At 63.2% G+C, this 15,271-nt stretch carries 15 protein-coding genes; 8 read left to right on the top strand and 7 right to left on the bottom strand.

Annotated features, from left to right (window positions below):
• Nucleotides 1-7: 7 nt before the first annotated feature.
• The gene (locus tag GSQ88_RS07700) at nucleotides 8-892 is read right to left on the bottom strand and encodes a LysR family transcriptional regulator (RefSeq protein ID WP_159006787.1); all 885 of its coding nucleotides are present in this window, start codon (nucleotides 890-892) and stop codon (nucleotides 8-10) included.
• 134 nt (nucleotides 893-1,026) lie between these two features.
• Here GSQ88_RS07700 and GSQ88_RS07695 point away from each other — a divergent pair, with 134 nt between their 5' ends.
• From GSQ88_RS07695 to GSQ88_RS07680, 4 genes are all read left to right on the top strand, one after another.
• Nucleotides 1,027-2,391, top strand: coding sequence for an FAD-dependent oxidoreductase (locus GSQ88_RS07695; protein WP_159006810.1), 1,365 nt, complete (start codon nucleotides 1,027-1,029; stop codon nucleotides 2,389-2,391).
• Nucleotides 2,392-2,410: 19 nt separating this feature from the next.
• Nucleotides 2,411-3,415, top strand: a complete 1,005-nt coding sequence (locus GSQ88_RS07690) for an ABC transporter substrate-binding protein (protein ID WP_159006786.1) — start codon at nucleotides 2,411-2,413, stop codon at nucleotides 3,413-3,415.
• A 139-nt stretch (nucleotides 3,416-3,554) separates the two neighbouring features.
• Nucleotides 3,555-4,328 (top strand): ABC transporter ATP-binding protein, encoded by a 774-nt coding sequence (locus tag GSQ88_RS07685; protein ID WP_159006808.1) that lies wholly within the window; start codon nucleotides 3,555-3,557, stop codon nucleotides 4,326-4,328.
• Nucleotides 4,321-5,157: an ABC transporter permease gene (locus GSQ88_RS07680; protein ID WP_174247950.1), complete on the top strand. Its 837-nt coding sequence runs from the start codon at nucleotides 4,321-4,323 to the stop codon at nucleotides 5,155-5,157. Before GSQ88_RS07685 ends, GSQ88_RS07680 begins: the two co-directional genes overlap by 8 nt.
• A gap of 52 nt (nucleotides 5,158-5,209) precedes the next feature.
• Here the strand turns inward: GSQ88_RS07680 and gtdA are convergent, their stop codons facing one another.
• The gene (gtdA, locus tag GSQ88_RS07675; RefSeq protein WP_159006784.1) at nucleotides 5,210-6,250 is read right to left on the bottom strand and encodes a gentisate 1,2-dioxygenase; all 1,041 of its coding nucleotides are present in this window, start codon (nucleotides 6,248-6,250) and stop codon (nucleotides 5,210-5,212) included.
• A gap of 108 nt (nucleotides 6,251-6,358) precedes the next feature.
• Between gtdA and maiA the strand changes: the two genes are divergently transcribed.
• Nucleotides 6,359-6,988 carry a maleylacetoacetate isomerase gene (maiA, locus tag GSQ88_RS07670; RefSeq protein WP_159006783.1) on the top strand — a complete coding sequence of 210 codons (630 nt, stop codon included), beginning with the start codon at nucleotides 6,359-6,361 and terminating at the stop codon, nucleotides 6,986-6,988.
• Nucleotides 6,978-7,517: a MarR family winged helix-turn-helix transcriptional regulator gene (locus tag GSQ88_RS07665; RefSeq protein ID WP_159006782.1), complete on the top strand. Its 540-nt coding sequence runs from the start codon at nucleotides 6,978-6,980 to the stop codon at nucleotides 7,515-7,517. The genes maiA and GSQ88_RS07665 overlap by 11 nt, the downstream gene beginning before the upstream one ends.
• 184 nt (nucleotides 7,518-7,701) lie before the next feature.
• Here GSQ88_RS07665 and GSQ88_RS07660 read toward each other — a convergent pair whose 3' ends face one another.
• The 5 genes from GSQ88_RS07660 to GSQ88_RS07645 form a co-directional block, all read right to left on the bottom strand.
• Nucleotides 7,702-9,315 carry a benzoate-CoA ligase family protein gene (locus tag GSQ88_RS07660; protein ID WP_159006781.1) on the bottom strand — a complete coding sequence of 538 codons (1,614 nt, stop codon included), beginning with the start codon at nucleotides 9,313-9,315 and terminating at the stop codon, nucleotides 7,702-7,704.
• Nucleotides 9,312-10,451 (bottom strand): FAD-dependent monooxygenase, encoded by a 1,140-nt coding sequence (locus GSQ88_RS07655; protein WP_159006780.1) that lies wholly within the window; start codon nucleotides 10,449-10,451, stop codon nucleotides 9,312-9,314. Before GSQ88_RS07655 ends, GSQ88_RS07660 begins: the two co-directional genes overlap by 4 nt.
• A 148-nt stretch (nucleotides 10,452-10,599) precedes the next feature.
• The gene (locus GSQ88_RS36080) at nucleotides 10,600-11,136 is read right to left on the bottom strand and encodes a cysteine rich repeat-containing protein (RefSeq protein ID WP_349628209.1); all 537 of its coding nucleotides are present in this window, start codon (nucleotides 11,134-11,136) and stop codon (nucleotides 10,600-10,602) included.
• 112 nt (nucleotides 11,137-11,248) lie between these two features.
• Nucleotides 11,249-11,683, bottom strand: coding sequence for a hypothetical protein (locus GSQ88_RS36075; RefSeq protein ID WP_349628208.1), 435 nt, complete (start codon nucleotides 11,681-11,683; stop codon nucleotides 11,249-11,251).
• A 27-nt stretch (nucleotides 11,684-11,710) separates the two neighbouring features.
• Nucleotides 11,711-12,712 (bottom strand): NADP-dependent oxidoreductase, encoded by a 1,002-nt coding sequence (locus GSQ88_RS07645; RefSeq protein WP_159006778.1) that lies wholly within the window; start codon nucleotides 12,710-12,712, stop codon nucleotides 11,711-11,713.
• 242 nt (nucleotides 12,713-12,954) lie between these two features.
• Here GSQ88_RS07645 and GSQ88_RS07640 point away from each other — a divergent pair, with 242 nt between their 5' ends.
• Nucleotides 12,955-14,250, top strand: a complete 1,296-nt coding sequence (locus tag GSQ88_RS07640) for a dicarboxylate/amino acid:cation symporter (protein ID WP_159006777.1) — start codon at nucleotides 12,955-12,957, stop codon at nucleotides 14,248-14,250.
• Nucleotides 14,251-14,262: 12 nt separating this feature from the next.
• Nucleotides 14,263-15,189, top strand: coding sequence for an amino acid ABC transporter substrate-binding protein (locus GSQ88_RS07635; protein ID WP_159006776.1), 927 nt, complete (start codon nucleotides 14,263-14,265; stop codon nucleotides 15,187-15,189).
• Nucleotides 15,190-15,271 lie beyond the last annotated feature (82 nt).

Here is a 15,271-nt window from a genome sequence, read left to right as displayed (position 1 = left end):
GGCGTCGTTACAGCACCGGCAGCAGCGAACTCTTCAATTCACGCAGCAGCGCCTGAACCGCTGCAGCCTTGACCCGCCGCTCGGGAATGGTGGCCTTGACCCATAGTTCGGGGATTGGAAAATCCGGCAGCACGATCTGCAGCGTTCCGCGGCGCAGCGCCTCTTCCGCAAGGTAGTGCGAGATGAAGGCGATGCCGTTACCGGCGATCGCGCTTTTCACCAGCACGTGACCCTCGTTCGAACTCAGCAGCGGGCGCACCTGAACCGTGATGCGGCCGCGCGGCCCGTCGAAAATCCAGTCCGGACCGGTGGGAAGGAAACTCAGGCAACGATGATCGACCAGGTCGCGCGGGTGTCGCGGCGTGCCATGCATTTCGAGATAAGCGGGCGACGCGCACAGCAGGCGCTTCAGTCGACATAAGGGCTCGTCGACTACGCCGCCAAACGAATGCGGGAAGGCGCCGATCGCGATGTCGAACCCTTCCGTCACCGGATCAACAGGGCGATCGATCAGGACGATTTCGAGTTTCAGCTTCGGATTTTGGGTCTGGAACGCGCTGAACACATCGGCAAGCCGGGCGATGGTCAGCGATGTCGGCGCCTTGATACGCAAATGATCGACAAGATCGTGGTCCTTCTCGCCCATGCGCGACAAGAGATCGCCGACATCGGCGACCACGCCACGCGCCCGGTGGACATATTCCTGGCCAGCCGCGGTCAGCCGCAAGTGACGGGTCGAGCGGTGGAAAAGCGCGATGCCAAGCCGCGCTTCGAGCTGGGTGACGCGCTTGGCCACCACGGAGGTCGAGACATTCAGCTTGCGGGCGGCCGCTGAAAAGCCGGCGGCGTCCGCGGTCGCCAGAAAGGCTTGGAGATTGACGAGGACGTCCATTGATCTTTCTCGATTCGAGAAAGCTGATCGCGCGATTTGCTGGATTGTAGTTCATTCAGTGTCAATTCATAGTCGGTCAACAAAATTCAGGGCAAAAATTCAGGGATGGAGCGTTTTCGGTGCAGGCCAAGACTATTCAGGTCAAGACTATCGAAGAACCCGCACGCCAAATTCCGGTCTATGGCGAATATGAAGTCACCGTGCTCGGTGGCGGGCCCGCAGGCATTGCGGCGGCGGTCGCCGCGGCGCGGGCCGGGCGACGCACGCTATTGATCGAGCGTTACGGCTTCCTGGGCGGCATGGGCACCGCGGCCGGGGTGACGAACTTCTGCGGGCTGCACGCCAATGTCCATGGCGAGGCGCATCGGGTGGTGCAGGGCGTCGCCTCCGAGCTGCTGGCGCGGATCGATCATCTCGGCGGGCTCAACCCGCCGCATCTGATTCTCGGCAAGATTCTGGCGCAGGCCTACGACACCGCGGCCTACAAGATCGCCGCCGACGATCTGTTGGCCGCGCACAAGGTCGACATTCTGTTTCATGCGCTCGGCGCCGGCGTCGTGATGCAGGACGATACGCGCATCAACGTGCTGATGGTCGAGACCAAAGCGGGGCGTCAAGCCGTGCGCTCGGATATCTTCATCGATTGCTCGGGTGATGGCGACCTCGCGGCCTGGGCCGGCGCGCGCTTTGAAGTCGGCGACAATGCCGGCAGCATGCTGTTTCCCTCGATGATGTTTCGCCTCAACGGCATCGATCCCGACCGGGCCGGTGATGCCTGGCGGACGATTCCGGCGCTGATGGAGCAGGCCGAGGCTGCCGGCACGCATCGTTTTCCGCGCAAGGCCGCGATCGTGCGGCCGCAGCGCCACGACATTGAATGGCGGGTGAATTTTACCCAATTGGCGCGCGCCGATGGCGCCGCGATCAACGGGCTGGAGCCCGATGATCTCACCCGCGGCGAGATCGACGGCCGCCGTCAGGCGGTCGATGCCTTCCAGTTCCTGCGCACGGTGCCGGGCTTCGAAAAGGCTTATATCGTGGATCTGCCGCCGCAACTCGGTATCCGCGAAACGCGGCGCGTGGTCGGCGGCTATATGCTCTCCGGCGAGGATGTGCTCGGCTGCGCCTCGTTCGACGATTCGATCGGCGTCAATGGCTGGCCGATGGAGCAGCACGTCGCGGGCAATGTGATCTTCAAGTTCCCGCCGATCCCGGAATCGCGCGGGTTCAATGAATTGCCATATCGCATGCTGACGCCGGAGGGTCTCGACAATCTCTTGGTCGCCGGCCGCTGCGCCTCGATGACTCATGACGGCCAATCCGCCGCGCGCGTCTCCGGCGCCTGCTTCGCGATGGGCGAAGCGGCCGGAACCGCCGCGGCGCTGGCGCTGTCCGGCAATACGATTCCGCGCGACATCGCCTTGGAAAAGTTGCAACAAGCGCTGAAGCAGCAGGGCGCATTCATCGGGCGGGATCAGACGGTCCCTGCCGGACTTTAATCAAGACGGAGGAAACGGAATGAAGGGATGGGCGCGGCTCGCAGTGGCGGGCTTGCTGGCCGTCGGAGCCGCGGGGATCGCCCGCGCCGATGATGCGCTGAAAGCCAAAGTCGGCGTGTTGCGGCTGTCGTCGTCGGCGCCGGTGTTCATCGCGCAGGACAAGGGCTATTTCAAAGACGCCGGCCTCGATGTCGACCTGAAATTCTTCGATGCCGCGCAGCCGATCGCGGTGGCGACCGCATCCGGCGATGTCGATTTCGGCGTCACCGCGTTCACCGCGGGGCTCTATAACCTTGCGGGCAAGGGCGTGCTGAAGGTGATCGGCGGCATGAGCCGGGAGAAAGCGGGCTTTCCACTGATCGGCTATTTCGCCAGCAACAACGCCTATGCTGCCGGCCTGAAAACGCCGAAGGATCTCGCGGGCAAGCGCATCGCGGTGACGCAGGTCGGCTCCAGCTTTCATTATTCGCTCGGCCTGCTCGCCGACAAATATGGTTTCAAGCTCTCCGACATGAAGGTGCTGCCGCTGCAATCGCTGTCGAACGCCGCCGCCGCGCTGAAAGGCGAGACGGTCGACGCCGCGCTGCTGCCGGTTTCGACCGCGCGCAAGCTGATGGACGATCATGGCGCGAAACTCTTGGGCTGGGTCGGCGACGAAACACCATGGCAGCTCGGCGCGGTATTCGCCTCGCCAAAGACCCTCGCCAACAAGGCGCTGGTGACCAAGCTGCTCGGCGCGCTGCAACGCGCCGACCGCGAATATCACGACGTGATCCTGGCGCAGGTCAAAGACGGCGACGCGCCGGTCAATGAAACGACAAAACCGCTGCTGGAGATCATCGCGAAATACACCAATCTGCCGGTCGAGCAGGTGGTCGGCAATTGCGCCTATGTCGATTCCGACGGCAGGCTCGACGTCAGGAACGTCGCCAACCAGATCAATTGGCTGCAGGGACAGGGTTTTGTCGACAAGGGGTTTGACGCCGATGCGATCATCGCCAAGGATTATGTGAAGCCGGATTGATGCTACTACAGCGTCATGCTGAGGAGGCGCGAAGCGCCGTCTTGAAGGATGGCCGCAGGCAGTGCGCGTGACCATCCTTCGAGACGCGCGCAAGGGCGCGCTCCTCAGGATGACGCTGGTTTTGGAGATAGAGCATTCTATGGACCTGATCGCCGACCATATCAGCCACCGCTTCGGAACACTCGAGGTGCTGGACGACGTCTCGTTCACCGTTTCGTCCGGCGAGGTGGTCGCGATTGTAGGGCCCTCCGGCTGCGGCAAGAGCACGCTGCTGTCGATCCTCGGCGGGCTGCTGCGGCCAAGCGCGGGGCAAGCCGAGCTGCGCGGCGCGGCGCCGCCGGCGAGTTTCAATCCGCTGACCTTCGTGTTCCAGGATTTCGCGTTGCTGCCGTGGTGCACGGTCGCGGAGAATGTCGAATTTCCGCTGCTGCACTCCGGCCTCGGCGCGGCCGAGCGGCAGGCGATTGTCGGCGATGCCCTGCGCCGTACCGGACTTTCGGATTTTCGCGCCACCTATCCGAAGCAATTGTCGGGCGGCATGCGGCAGCGCGTCGGCATCGCGCGGGCCTTGGCGGTGCGGCCCGCGATCCTGCTGATGGACGAGCCGCTGTCGGCGCTGGATTCGCAAACCCGCGAATTGCTGATGGAGGATTTTATCAATCTGCTCACCGATGGCACGATGGGCGCGGTCTATGTCACGCACAATCTGGAGGAAGCGGTTCGGCTCGCCGACCGCATCGTGGTGCTGTCACGGCGGCCGGGCCGGGTTCGCGAGGTCGTCAGCATTCCGATGACGCGCGCCGAGCGCGGCGACATCGGCGCGCGGGGAAAATTGCTCAGCCTGCAAAACCAATTGTGGTCGCTGATCCGCGAGGAGGCGATCGATGCCGAGCGCGAGGTGCAGCATGCTTGACCGCGCCGACCAGCCCGGCACCGCAACGCCGGCCGATCCCACGGGCGAGCTGCGGCCGGTCGCGTTTCGTGGTGCCGGCTTTGCGCCGAAGGCAAGCCGCCGCGCCGGCTGGATCGCGCTGGCGCTGGTGATCGCGCTGTGGCAAGTGGCCGGCAGCGCCGGCTGGGTCAATCCGCTGTTCCTGCCCGCGCCGCTTTCGATCGCGCGCGCGATCTATCAGCTCGCGCTCAGTGGCGCGCTTTGGCAGCATCTGTCGTATTCGATCATGCGGATCGGCGCCGGCTGGATCCTCGGCACCATTGCTGGTGTCATCATCGGCTTCTCGATCGGGCTTTCGAGCTTGGCGCGCGGCGTCGGCATTACCTTCATCTCGGCGCTGTTTCCGATTCCGAAGATCGCGCTGCTGCCGCTTCTGATCCTGTGGCTCGGGATCGGCGAAGAGCCGAAGATCGCCACCATCGCGCTCGGGGTGTTCTTCTCCACCGCGATCTCGGTCTATAGCGGCGTCGATGCGGTGCCGCGCAATTTGATCCGGATGGCGCAGAGCTTTAATGTGCCGTTCCACGCCATCGTGCGCCGCGTGATCTGGCCGGGCGCGCTGCCGTCGATCCTCGCAGGCTTCCGCATCACCGCGTCGATCGCGCTGTTGCTGGTGGTGAGTGCCGAGATGATCGGCGCCGAATTCGGCATCGGCGCCTTTGTGCTGCAGGCCGGCAACCTGATGCAGACCGATCAACTGCTCGCCGGCGTCGTGATCCTGTCGCTGTTCGGGCTTGCGGTCGGCAAGCTGATCAACATGCTGGAAGTGCGGTTGCTGCACTGGCGGTGACCGAGCTCCCTCCCCCCTTGCGGGGGAGGGTTGGGGAGGGGAGAAGTGCCCCTCACGCGTTGCCGCGGTCCTCGCGGAATAGGTCGAGCTTCTGCTGCACCGGCCGATCCGAGAAGCTGAACACCACCGAATCCTCGTCGGCTTCGTGGGTGACCCATTGCCAGCTCGGCACCACGAACAGATCGCGTGGGCCCCACTCGAAGGTCTGCTCACCGACCCGGGTGCGGCCGCGGCCTTCGATCGCGGCGAACACCGTCGCATCGGTCGAACGGTAGCGCGCGGTCTTAAAACCCTTCGGCAACAGCTGGATGAAGGTGCCGATGGTCGGCATCGCGAAATCGCCGGTTTCGGGGTTGGAGAATTTCAGTTTCAGGCCATGGCAGGCGTCCCATTCGTCCTTGGTCTTGGCCTGCTCCAGCGCCTCGCGGGTGTAGTGATAGGGATAGTTGAAGATCGGCGAGGTCTTCGAGGCGCGCTTGCCGTCGACCGGCAGTAGATTGCGGCCGTAGCGCGCAAAGCTGTCGCCGTCGGGTTTTGTGATTTTCTGCTGATCCTCGTTGGCGCCTTCGGCAAACGACGCATCGAAAAACTGCACCATCGGGATATCGAGCCCGTCGAGCCAGAACATCGGCTCGGAAGTCTGATTGCTGTGGTCATGCCAGGTCATCGACGGCGTGATGACGAAATCGCCGGGCGCCATCGCGGTGCGCTCGCCATCGACCGCGGTGAACGCGCCGTTGCCTTCTAGCACGAAACGCAAGGCCGACTGGCTGTGCCGGTGCGCCGGCGCGACGTCGCCGGGGATCACCATCTGCACGCCGGCAAACAACGAGGTGGTGATTTTCGACTGGCCGCGAAGTCCGGGATTTTCCAGCACCAGCACCCGCCGCTCGGCTTCCTTGGCGGTGATCAATTTGCCGGCTTCGGTCATGTAGTCGCGGATCGCGTCGAACTTCCACAGATGCGGCCGGCAGGCGCTCTTCGGCTCCGGCGTGATCAGGTCGCCCATCACGTTCCACAGCGCCGATAGATTTTCGCCGTCGATCTTCTTGTAGAACGCTTCGCGTTCCGGGGTCTTCGCTACGGCTTCCATGCAGAGCCTCCCGAATGTCTCGCTTTTCGAATTATTGACAGCATACTGACAAAGTAGGTAGCGTCAATGCCGCAACGAAAACAACCAGAAGACGTCAGGGAGGTTCCGATGAAGCTGCACGGCTATTTCCGCAGCAGCGCGTCCTATCGGGTGCGCATCGCGCTGAACCTGAAAGGCCTCAGCGCGGAGCATTTGGCCCACCACCTTCGCAAGGGCGAACAATGCGCGCCGGCCTATCTGGCGATCAATCCGCAAGGGCTGGTGCCGACGCTGGAAGACGACGACACGGTCCTCACCCAGTCGCTCGCGATCATCGAATGGCTGGATGAAACCCATCCTGCGCCGCCGCTATTGCCAAAGGATCCGCTGCGCCGCGCCAAGGTCCGTGCGTTCGCGCTTGTGGTCGCCTGCGACACCCACCCGGTGCAGAATCTGAAAGTGCTGGCCCGGCTGCGCCAGCTTGGCCTGGCCGAGGCCCAGGTGACGGAGTGGGCGGCATGGGCCAACCGCGAGGGCCTCACCGCATGCGAAAAGCTGATCGCAGGCGAGGCCGGTCCATTTTGCTTCGGAGCTTTGCCCACGATTGCCGATCTCTGCCTTGTGCCGCAGCTCGCCAATGCCCGGCGCTTCGGCGTCGATCTCGCGGCGTTTCCGCGCCTGCTGAAGGCGGAAGCCGCGGCACGGAACATCAAGGCGTTCGCCGACGCCGCACCCGATCGGCAGCCCGATGCCGAATAAGCCCGCCACGGCGAAGACGCCCCATGCCAAGGATTCGCCGATCACGATGGATGCGGTTTATACCGCGCCGGGCTATCTGTTTCGCCGGATGCAGCAGATCGCGGTGGCGATCTTCGTCGAGGAATGCAAAACCTGCGACCTGACGCCGGTGCAATATGCAGCCCTGGTCGCGATCCGCAACCATCCCGGCATCGACGCCACGCGGCTTTCCGCCGTGATCGCGTTCGATCGTTCGACGCTCGGAAGCGTGATCGAGCGGCTGGAAACCAAGGCCTATATCGAGCGCAGGCCGGCGGCCGAGGACAAGCGGGTCAAGCTGCTGCATCTGACCAGAGCCGGCGCCGCGCTGCTGCGGGACATCATGCCGTCGGTCGACCGTGCCCAGGCCAGGATGCTGCAACCGCTCAAGCCGGCCGATCGCAAGACGCTGCTGGCGCTGATGACGCAACTGGTCGATCTCAACAACGAAGCCTCCCGGGTGCCGCTGCGCGCCGAAGACGCGCTGGAGCATTTCAGGAAATCGGGGTGATGGGTCGAGGGGCTCGCGGGCGGTAGAAAAAAACCTCTCGTCGTCCCGGCCTTGCGCCGGGACCCATAACCCCCGGCGTTTGTGATTGTAGACAAATGTTGCAACGCGCGATGTTAATCGCGGCGACACGACGTATGGGTCCCGGCGCGGAGGCCGGGACGACGGTGAGTGTGTGGCGACGCCGCTAAATCCGCATCACCGCCTGGCGGTCGATCTTGCCGGTGCCGGTTTTCGGTAATTCGTCGAGAAACGCGATCTCGCGCGGATATTTGTAAGGGAGCAATTTTGCCTTGACGTAATCCTGCAGCCGCCTGGTGGTCTCAGTTGCTTCGAAGGTCCGGCCGTTCATCACCACCACGGCCTTCAAGGTCATGCGCCGATCCGGAAGTTGTGCCGCGAACACCGCGCATTCGCGGATATCGGGATGTTCGGCGAGGCACAGCTCGACCTCGAGCGGATAGACCCATTGGCCGGAAATTTTTACCAGATCGTCGGCGCGGCCGCGGAAGAAGTGAAAGCCATCGCGGTCGCGCACGAAGCGGTCGCCGGTGTAAATCCACCCGCCGTCGCGGATGGTCTCGGCCGATTTATCGGGCCGGTTCCAGTACAGTGGCGTGTTGGAATCGCCGCGCACCCACAGGATGCCTTCCTCGTCGTCGCCGACGTCGCGACCGTCGCTGTCCCTCAGCAAAATTTCATAGCCGGGCACGCGCAGTCCGGCGGCGCCGAGTTTCTTGTTGCCAGGCCGGTTGGAGAGATAGATGTGCAGCGCCTCGGTCGATCCCAGCCCTTCGACGATTTCGAGACCAGTCAGCGCCTTCCAGCCGTTGAAGACATCGGCGGACAACACTTCGGCGGCGGAAAGCGCGAGGCGCAGCGACGAGAAATCCGTATCCGCCGCGCCGTCCGCCTTGGTCAGCGAGGTATAGAGCGTCGGCAATCCGAAGAACGCCGTGGGGCGAAAGCGCTCGATCGCCTCGAAGATCGCCGATGGCTTGGGCTGGCCGGGCAGCAGCAAGGTCGCGGCGCCGACCGAAAATGAAAAGGTGATCGAATTGCCGAAGCCATAGGCGAAGAAGATTTTCGGCACCGAAAAGCAGATGTCGTCGGGCCCAAGCTGGAGCACGTGGCGCGCGAAAGCCTGTTCGCTATAGGCCATGTCGTGCTGCAGATGGACGATGCCCTTGGGTCGCCCGGTCGAGCCGGATGAGTACATCCAGAACGCCATCTCGTCGCGGTCGGTGTCGGCCTCGGCGAGATCGGCGGCAAAATCGGCGAGCCAGTTCTCGGCGGCAATGGCGTTGGGCGCGGCGTGATCGGCGACCGGGCCGTTGACGACGACCAGCGTGCGCAGTTTGGTATCCTTGCACGCTATTGCGTCGAAGCGGGCGCAAAAGCCGGAATCGACGACGGCGACGGACGCATCGGAGTCCGACAGATAGAATTGCAGGAGGTCCGGCGGCGTCAGAGTGTTGATCAACAAGGGGACAAAACCGGCGCGCACCGCGCCGAAAAAGGCCGCCGGATAGGCCGGCGTGTCGTCGAGGAACATCAGGATGCGATCGCCCCGCGCAAGACCCCGCGATCGAAAGGCGTGCCCCCATCGGCAGGCGTCGGCGCAGAGCTCGGCATAGCTGCGCGTGCCACCGGGACCGATCAGCGCCAGCCGCTCGCCGCGGCCCTGGCCTAGGTTGTCGAACAGGATCCGGCTGGCATTGTAGGTTTGCGGAATGACAAAGCCGATCTCGCGCGCGCCCGGGCAGTTCGACGGTACCTGATCGATGATCTCGTTCGTCATGGTTGGCCGGCATCCTTTTTCGACGCCTCATAGCGCGCCATGAAGCCCGGCGACATCGCGCGCAGCCGCGAATCGTCGATCCGTCCGGAGCGGGTGATGTAGCTGTAGGCAAAATCCACCGGATCGAGCTTCATGTGCTCGGGGAATTTGGCGTACCAGTCGGCGCTGGTGCGCGCCGCGGTCACCAGCTTCTTCACGATCGGCTTGCGCTCGGCCTCATAGCGGGCGAGCGCGGTCGTCACATGGGCTTCGGTCTCCAGCGCCTTGACCAAGGCGATGGCGTCCTCGATCGCAAGCCGCGTGCCGGAGCCGATCGAAAAATGCGCCGAATGCAGCGCGTCGCCGATCAGCACCATATTCTTGAACGACCAATGTTCGTTCCATATCCAGGGGAAATTGCGCCACACCGATTTGTTGGAGAGCAGCGGGCGGCCGCCGAGCGTGTCCGCGAACACCTCCTCGCAAACGGCTTTGGATTGATCGACGTCCTTGTAGGCGAAGCCGTAAGCCTCCCAGGTGGCGCGGTCGCACTCGACCAGAAATGTGCTCATCGAGGATGAATAGCGGTAGTGATGCGCGTTGAACGCGCCGCGCTCGGTCTTGACGAAGGTCTGCGACAGCGTCTCGAAGCGCTTCGATACACCGTACCAGGCGAACTTGTTGGAGGAATAGGACAGCGACGTGCCGAAATCGCCCTCGAAGCCGCGGCGTACCAGTGAATTCAAGCCGTCGGCCGCGACGATCAGATCATAGCCTTTCAGGTCGTCGACGGATTGGACCAGCGTGTCGTAGCGCGGGGTGACACCGACGGCGGATGCCCGCTGCTGCAGGATGGTCAATAATTCGAGCCGGCCGATCGAGGAGAAGCCGACGCCATCGAGCGCGACCGCTTCGCCACGGAGATAGAGCGTGATGTTCTCCCAGCTCTCCATCCGTGGCGTGATCGCATCGACCGTCTCGGCATCGTCGGCGCGCAGGAATTCCAGCGCCTGGTCCGAAAACACCACGCCAAAGCCCCAGGTGGCGCCGGCGGGGTTTTGTTCGAACAGGTCGAGGACGGCGTCGGGATGCCGCTTTTTCCAAAGATAAGCGAAATAGAGGCCTCCCGGTCCTCCGCCGATGACGGCGATACGCACGGCTGCTGTCCTCCCAGATCGACAGTATACTGTTTATTTAGGGCCACCCTAACCGCCGCCGGCCGGCGGCGCCAGAGGAAATATCTTCCGGACCCGGCCGAGTTCATGCGCTGCGGCGCAGCACCGGTGTTCGCAGCAGCGCTGAGATTTATTGCGCGAACGAGCCCAATACGTCGTGGCATGCCGGCGAAAGCTGTGCCGCCTGCGCCGCCAGGCATTGCACGATGCGACCGCCGCCGGGCGGCACGTCGGCGCATAGCGCGCGCACGTCTCCGCCGCAGGCCGAGCGCAACACGAATAGAATCTCGCGCGGCCGCATCGGCCGCAACACCAGCGGCGCGGCCACGGGCGCGGCGTCCGGAGCCGCGGTCGCCGTATCGGCGGCAGCACCACCTTGCGCGGGCGCACCGCCTTCTGCGGGCGCGGCCGCTGCACCGGATGCAGCACCGCCGCCGGCCGCATTGACGGCTTGCTGGCAGTTCGCCGAGAGTTTTGATTTGTTCTGCTTCAGGCAGTTCAGTGCCGCGGCGCCTCCGGTCGGCACACTGGCGCAATGTGCCATGTAGTCGGAACGGCAGGCGCTGCGGATCGCGGCCGCCTGGGCACTGCTCGGCTTTTTGCCCGTGGTGCTCGTCGCCGCCTTAGGTGCTGGTGCGGTCGCGGCGGCCGGCTTCTCCGCGGGCACGGCTTCCGGTTTGGATTCGGACTTCGTCTCGGGTTTGGCTTCAGACTTGGTTTCAGGAGGCTTGTTTTCAGGAGGCTTGTTTTCAGGAGGCTTGTTTTCAGGAGGTTTGGCGTCAGCTTTGGGTTCGGCCGGCGCTTCTATCGCGTTGACCGCGGCCTTGCAGCTCGAAGAAAGGCTCGACATGTTCTTTTGCAGGCATTGCAATGACGCCATGCCGCCCGGTGGGACGCTGGAGCAATGCGCGATATAGTCCGAGCGGCATGCGGAGCGGATCGCGCTGCGCTGCGCATCGGTCGGCGCTTGCGAAAACGCCGGGAAAGCCGTTGCCAATGCCGTAACTGCCACGATTGCCCAAAGCGCTGTGGCGTGTGCTGACACCCTCACCATCTGAACAAATCCTTGTCCCGGCCGCGCCCTTGCGCTGTCCGGTGCTGTGAGCGGCTTGGCTGCGAGCCGCCGCTTCAACCAAAATGATATTTAAAATAGCCGGCCGAGCTAAAATTTGCTCGCCCGTATCTTTTTCCGTTTCCGTTTCCGCCGCAAGCAATTTGTTATCGTCGGCGGACGGCGAGTGTCACACTTTGATCATCCGCTTGCCGCGGTTCTCACCCGCCAGCAATCCGATCAGCGCCTTCGGCGTGTTCTCGAGGCCGTCGATGACGTCCTCCTGGACTTTCAGTTTGCCGGAGGCGACCCATGATTGTAGGTCGGACAGGGCTTCGCCGCGCTGCTCCATGTAGTCCATCACGATGAAGCCCTGCATGATCAGGCGTTTCACCACGATCAGGCCGGGGACGCCGCGCGGGCCGGTGGCCGACGGCACACCATCATATTGCGAGATCGCGCCGCAACAGGCGATGCGGCCGCGATTGTTCATCAACGCCAGGCAAGCCTCGAGAATGTCGCCGCCGACATTGTCGAAATAAACGTCGATGCCCTTCGGAGCGGCGGCCCGCAGCGCCTTGAACACCGCGCCATCCTTGTAGTCGACCGCGGCGTCGAAGCCGAGCTTCGACGTCAGCCAGTCGCATTTATCCTTGCCGCCGGCGATGCCGATCACATGGCAGCCCTTGATCTTGGCGATCTGGCCGACGATCGATCCGACGGATCCCGCCGCCGCCGAGACCACGACGGTCTCGCCGGCCTTGGGCTTGCCGACGTCGAGCAGCCCGAAATAGGCGGTGAGCCCTGCGATGCCATAGACGCTGAGCAGATGCGTCAACGGCTCGACCTTCGGCATCTTGGTCAGGTGCTTGGCGGGAACGGCCGCGTAGTCCTGCCAGCCGGTGTCGCCGAACACGAGATCGCCCGGCGCGAGACCCGGCGCTTTCGATACGACGACTTCGGCGATGCCGCCGCCGGCCATCACGGTGTTAGGCTCGACCGCAGCGCGGTAGGTCGCGCCATGCATCCAGGCCCGGTTGGCGGCGTCGAGCGAAATATAACGCACCCGCAGCAACGCCTCGCCGTCTTTGGGTTCAGGCATCGCTGCGTTGGCCAGCTTGAAGTGCTCGGGGCCGAGCTTTCCTGTGGGCTTTTCGACCAGCAAAACCTGACGATTGACGGTGGCGTTCATGGCGTTCCCCTCCCAGAGATGTCGTTCTTTGATGCAGAAGGCGCACACAAGACGCCCAACCTGCCCACATTGTGCGCTGCGCATGACGCTAATCCGTGGCGGCTCGATCCACAACGGGAACATTTCGGTTGTGCTGGCATGCCAGCACGCCGCGCCGCCGCCTGACGCGTTGACGAAGCCGGTTGCGTCGAAAGTAAAATCTGCCAAACTCATCGCTGCTTGGAACTTACGGGGGTAAGAGAATGTCCAACAGGTTTACGCAATATATTCTGATCGCGATGGTGCTGGGCATCGTGATGGGCGCGCTGATCTTCAATTATCTTCCCGATACCAGGGGAGACATCGCCGCCGACGTAAACCTGATCGCGATGCTGTTCCTGCGTCTGATCAAGATGATCATCGCGCCGCTGGTGTTCGCGACCTTGGTCGGCGGCATCGCCCATATGGGCGGCGGCGCGCGTCTCGGTCGTATCTTCGCGAAAACCATGGGCTGGTTCGTCAGCGCCTCGTTCGTGTCGCTGCTGCTGGGCCTGGTGATGGTCAACCTGCTGCAACCCGGCGCCAATTTCCCCGGCACCTTGCCGGACAAGGCGGCCTCGACCGGCCTGCCGACATCGGCCTTCTCGATCGAAAAATTTCTGACCCATCTGATCCCGACATCGATCGCGGACGCGATGGCGCAGAACGAAATCCTGCAAATCGTGGTGTTCGCGGTGTTCTTCTCGGTGGCGCTGGGCGCGCTGCCGGAGCGCTCAAAGCAGTTGCTTTCACTGATCGATGATCTCGGCCATGTCATGCTGAAGGTGACGGGCTATGTGATGCTGTTCGCGCCGATCGCGGTGTGGGCGGCGATCACGGCGACGGTCGCCAAGAACGGGCTGTTGGTATTGTGGAAGCTCGTCGTCTTCATGGGCGGCTTCTACTTCTCGCTGATGCTGCTGTGGGGCATCCTGGTCATCGTCGGCTTCATCGTGATCGGGCCGCGATACGCCTATTTACTGCGGCTGATCCGCGAACCGCTGATGATCGCGTTCTCCACCGCGAGTTCGGAAGCCGCCTATCCGAAGACGCTGGAGGGCCTCAACAAGTTCGGCGCCTCGTCGCGGATATCGGCCTTCGTGCTGCCGCTCGGTTATTCGTTCAATCTCGACGGCACGATGATGTACTGTACCTTTGCCAGTATCTTCATCGCGCAGACCTATCACATCGAAATGTCGCTCGGCACCCAGTTCGCGATGCTGGCGACCTTGATGATCACCTCGAAAGGCGTCGCCGGCGTTCCCCGTGCGTCGCTGGTGGTGATCGCCTCGACGCTTGGCCAGTTCGGCATTCCCGAGGCCGGCCTGTTGATGATCATGGGTATCGATACGTTCCTTGACATGGGACGCAGCGCCACCAACGTGATCGGCAACTCGCTGGCGACCTCGGTGGTGGCAAAGTGGGAGGGTGAGCTTGCGCCCGTGCATGCGCTCGGCCCCGACGATGCCGTACCGTCGGACTTGATCCCCGGCGAAGTTCCCGCGATGGCCGGCCATTGAGGGGAACGATGCATGCGCCAGATAAGGGGGAGACCGATCCGGGCCGCCGGCTTGTTGTTGGCAGGATTGCTGCTGACGACGGCCGCGGCGGCCCAGACCGGTGGCGGTGAGGGGCTGAGCCCGACGCTTGCCACTATCAAGAGCACGCATGTCGTGCATCTCGGCTACCGCGAGAGTTCGCCGCCGTTTTCGTTCATCGACCCGTCGGGCCGGCCGATCGGCTACAGCCTCGAATTATGCGAGGCGATCGTCGATGAGATCGGCGCCGAGGTCGACGATTCCAACCTGAAGATCGACTACGTCAAGGTGACGTCGGATGACCGCATTCCGGCGGTGGTGCAAGGCAAGATCGATCTCGAATGCGGATCGACCACGGCCAATGCGGAACGCTCCAAGCAGGTGGCGTTCGCGCCCTTGATGTTCGTCGCCGGCACCAAGCTGATGGTGCCGAAGGCCTCGACGATTTCCGCGCCAAAGGATTTGCAGGGCAAGATCGTGGTGGTGACCAAAGGCACCACCAACGAGCAGGCCATGCACGCCATCGACAAGAAGTTCAATTTGGCGCTCAATATCGTGGTGTCGCCGGATCACGAGCAATCCTACCAGATGCTGGTGGACGGCAAGGCGGATGCGTTCGCGACCGACGACATCCTGCTCTATGGCCTGATCGCGCGGCACAAATCGCAGGACAAGTTCAAGGTCACCGGCGATTATCTGTCCTACGATCCCTACGGCATCATGTACCGCAAGGGCGAGCCGCAATTCACCGCGGTGGTGGAGCGGGCGTTCCGCAAGCTCGGAACCAATCACGATCTGATTCCGCTCTATAACAAGTGGTTCCTCACCCGGCTGCCGACCGGCGAGAAGCTCGACGTGGCGATCTCGCCGCAGCTCGAGGATGCCTTCAAGGTGCTCGACGACAGCGAAGGCGCGAACTAGCGCCGGCTGAGATGAGATTGAGCCGGAGCTGTCCGCGCGCTGTCCTTCACCTCTCCCCGGCGGGGAGAGGTCGATTTGCGAA

It is taken from the genome of Bradyrhizobium sp. S69 (genome assembly GCF_009766005.1).
GTDB lineage: Bacteria > Pseudomonadota > Alphaproteobacteria > Rhizobiales > Xanthobacteraceae > Bradyrhizobium.
Note: the sequence above shows the minus strand (reverse complement) of the source record. Positions and strands in the feature narration are given on the sequence as shown.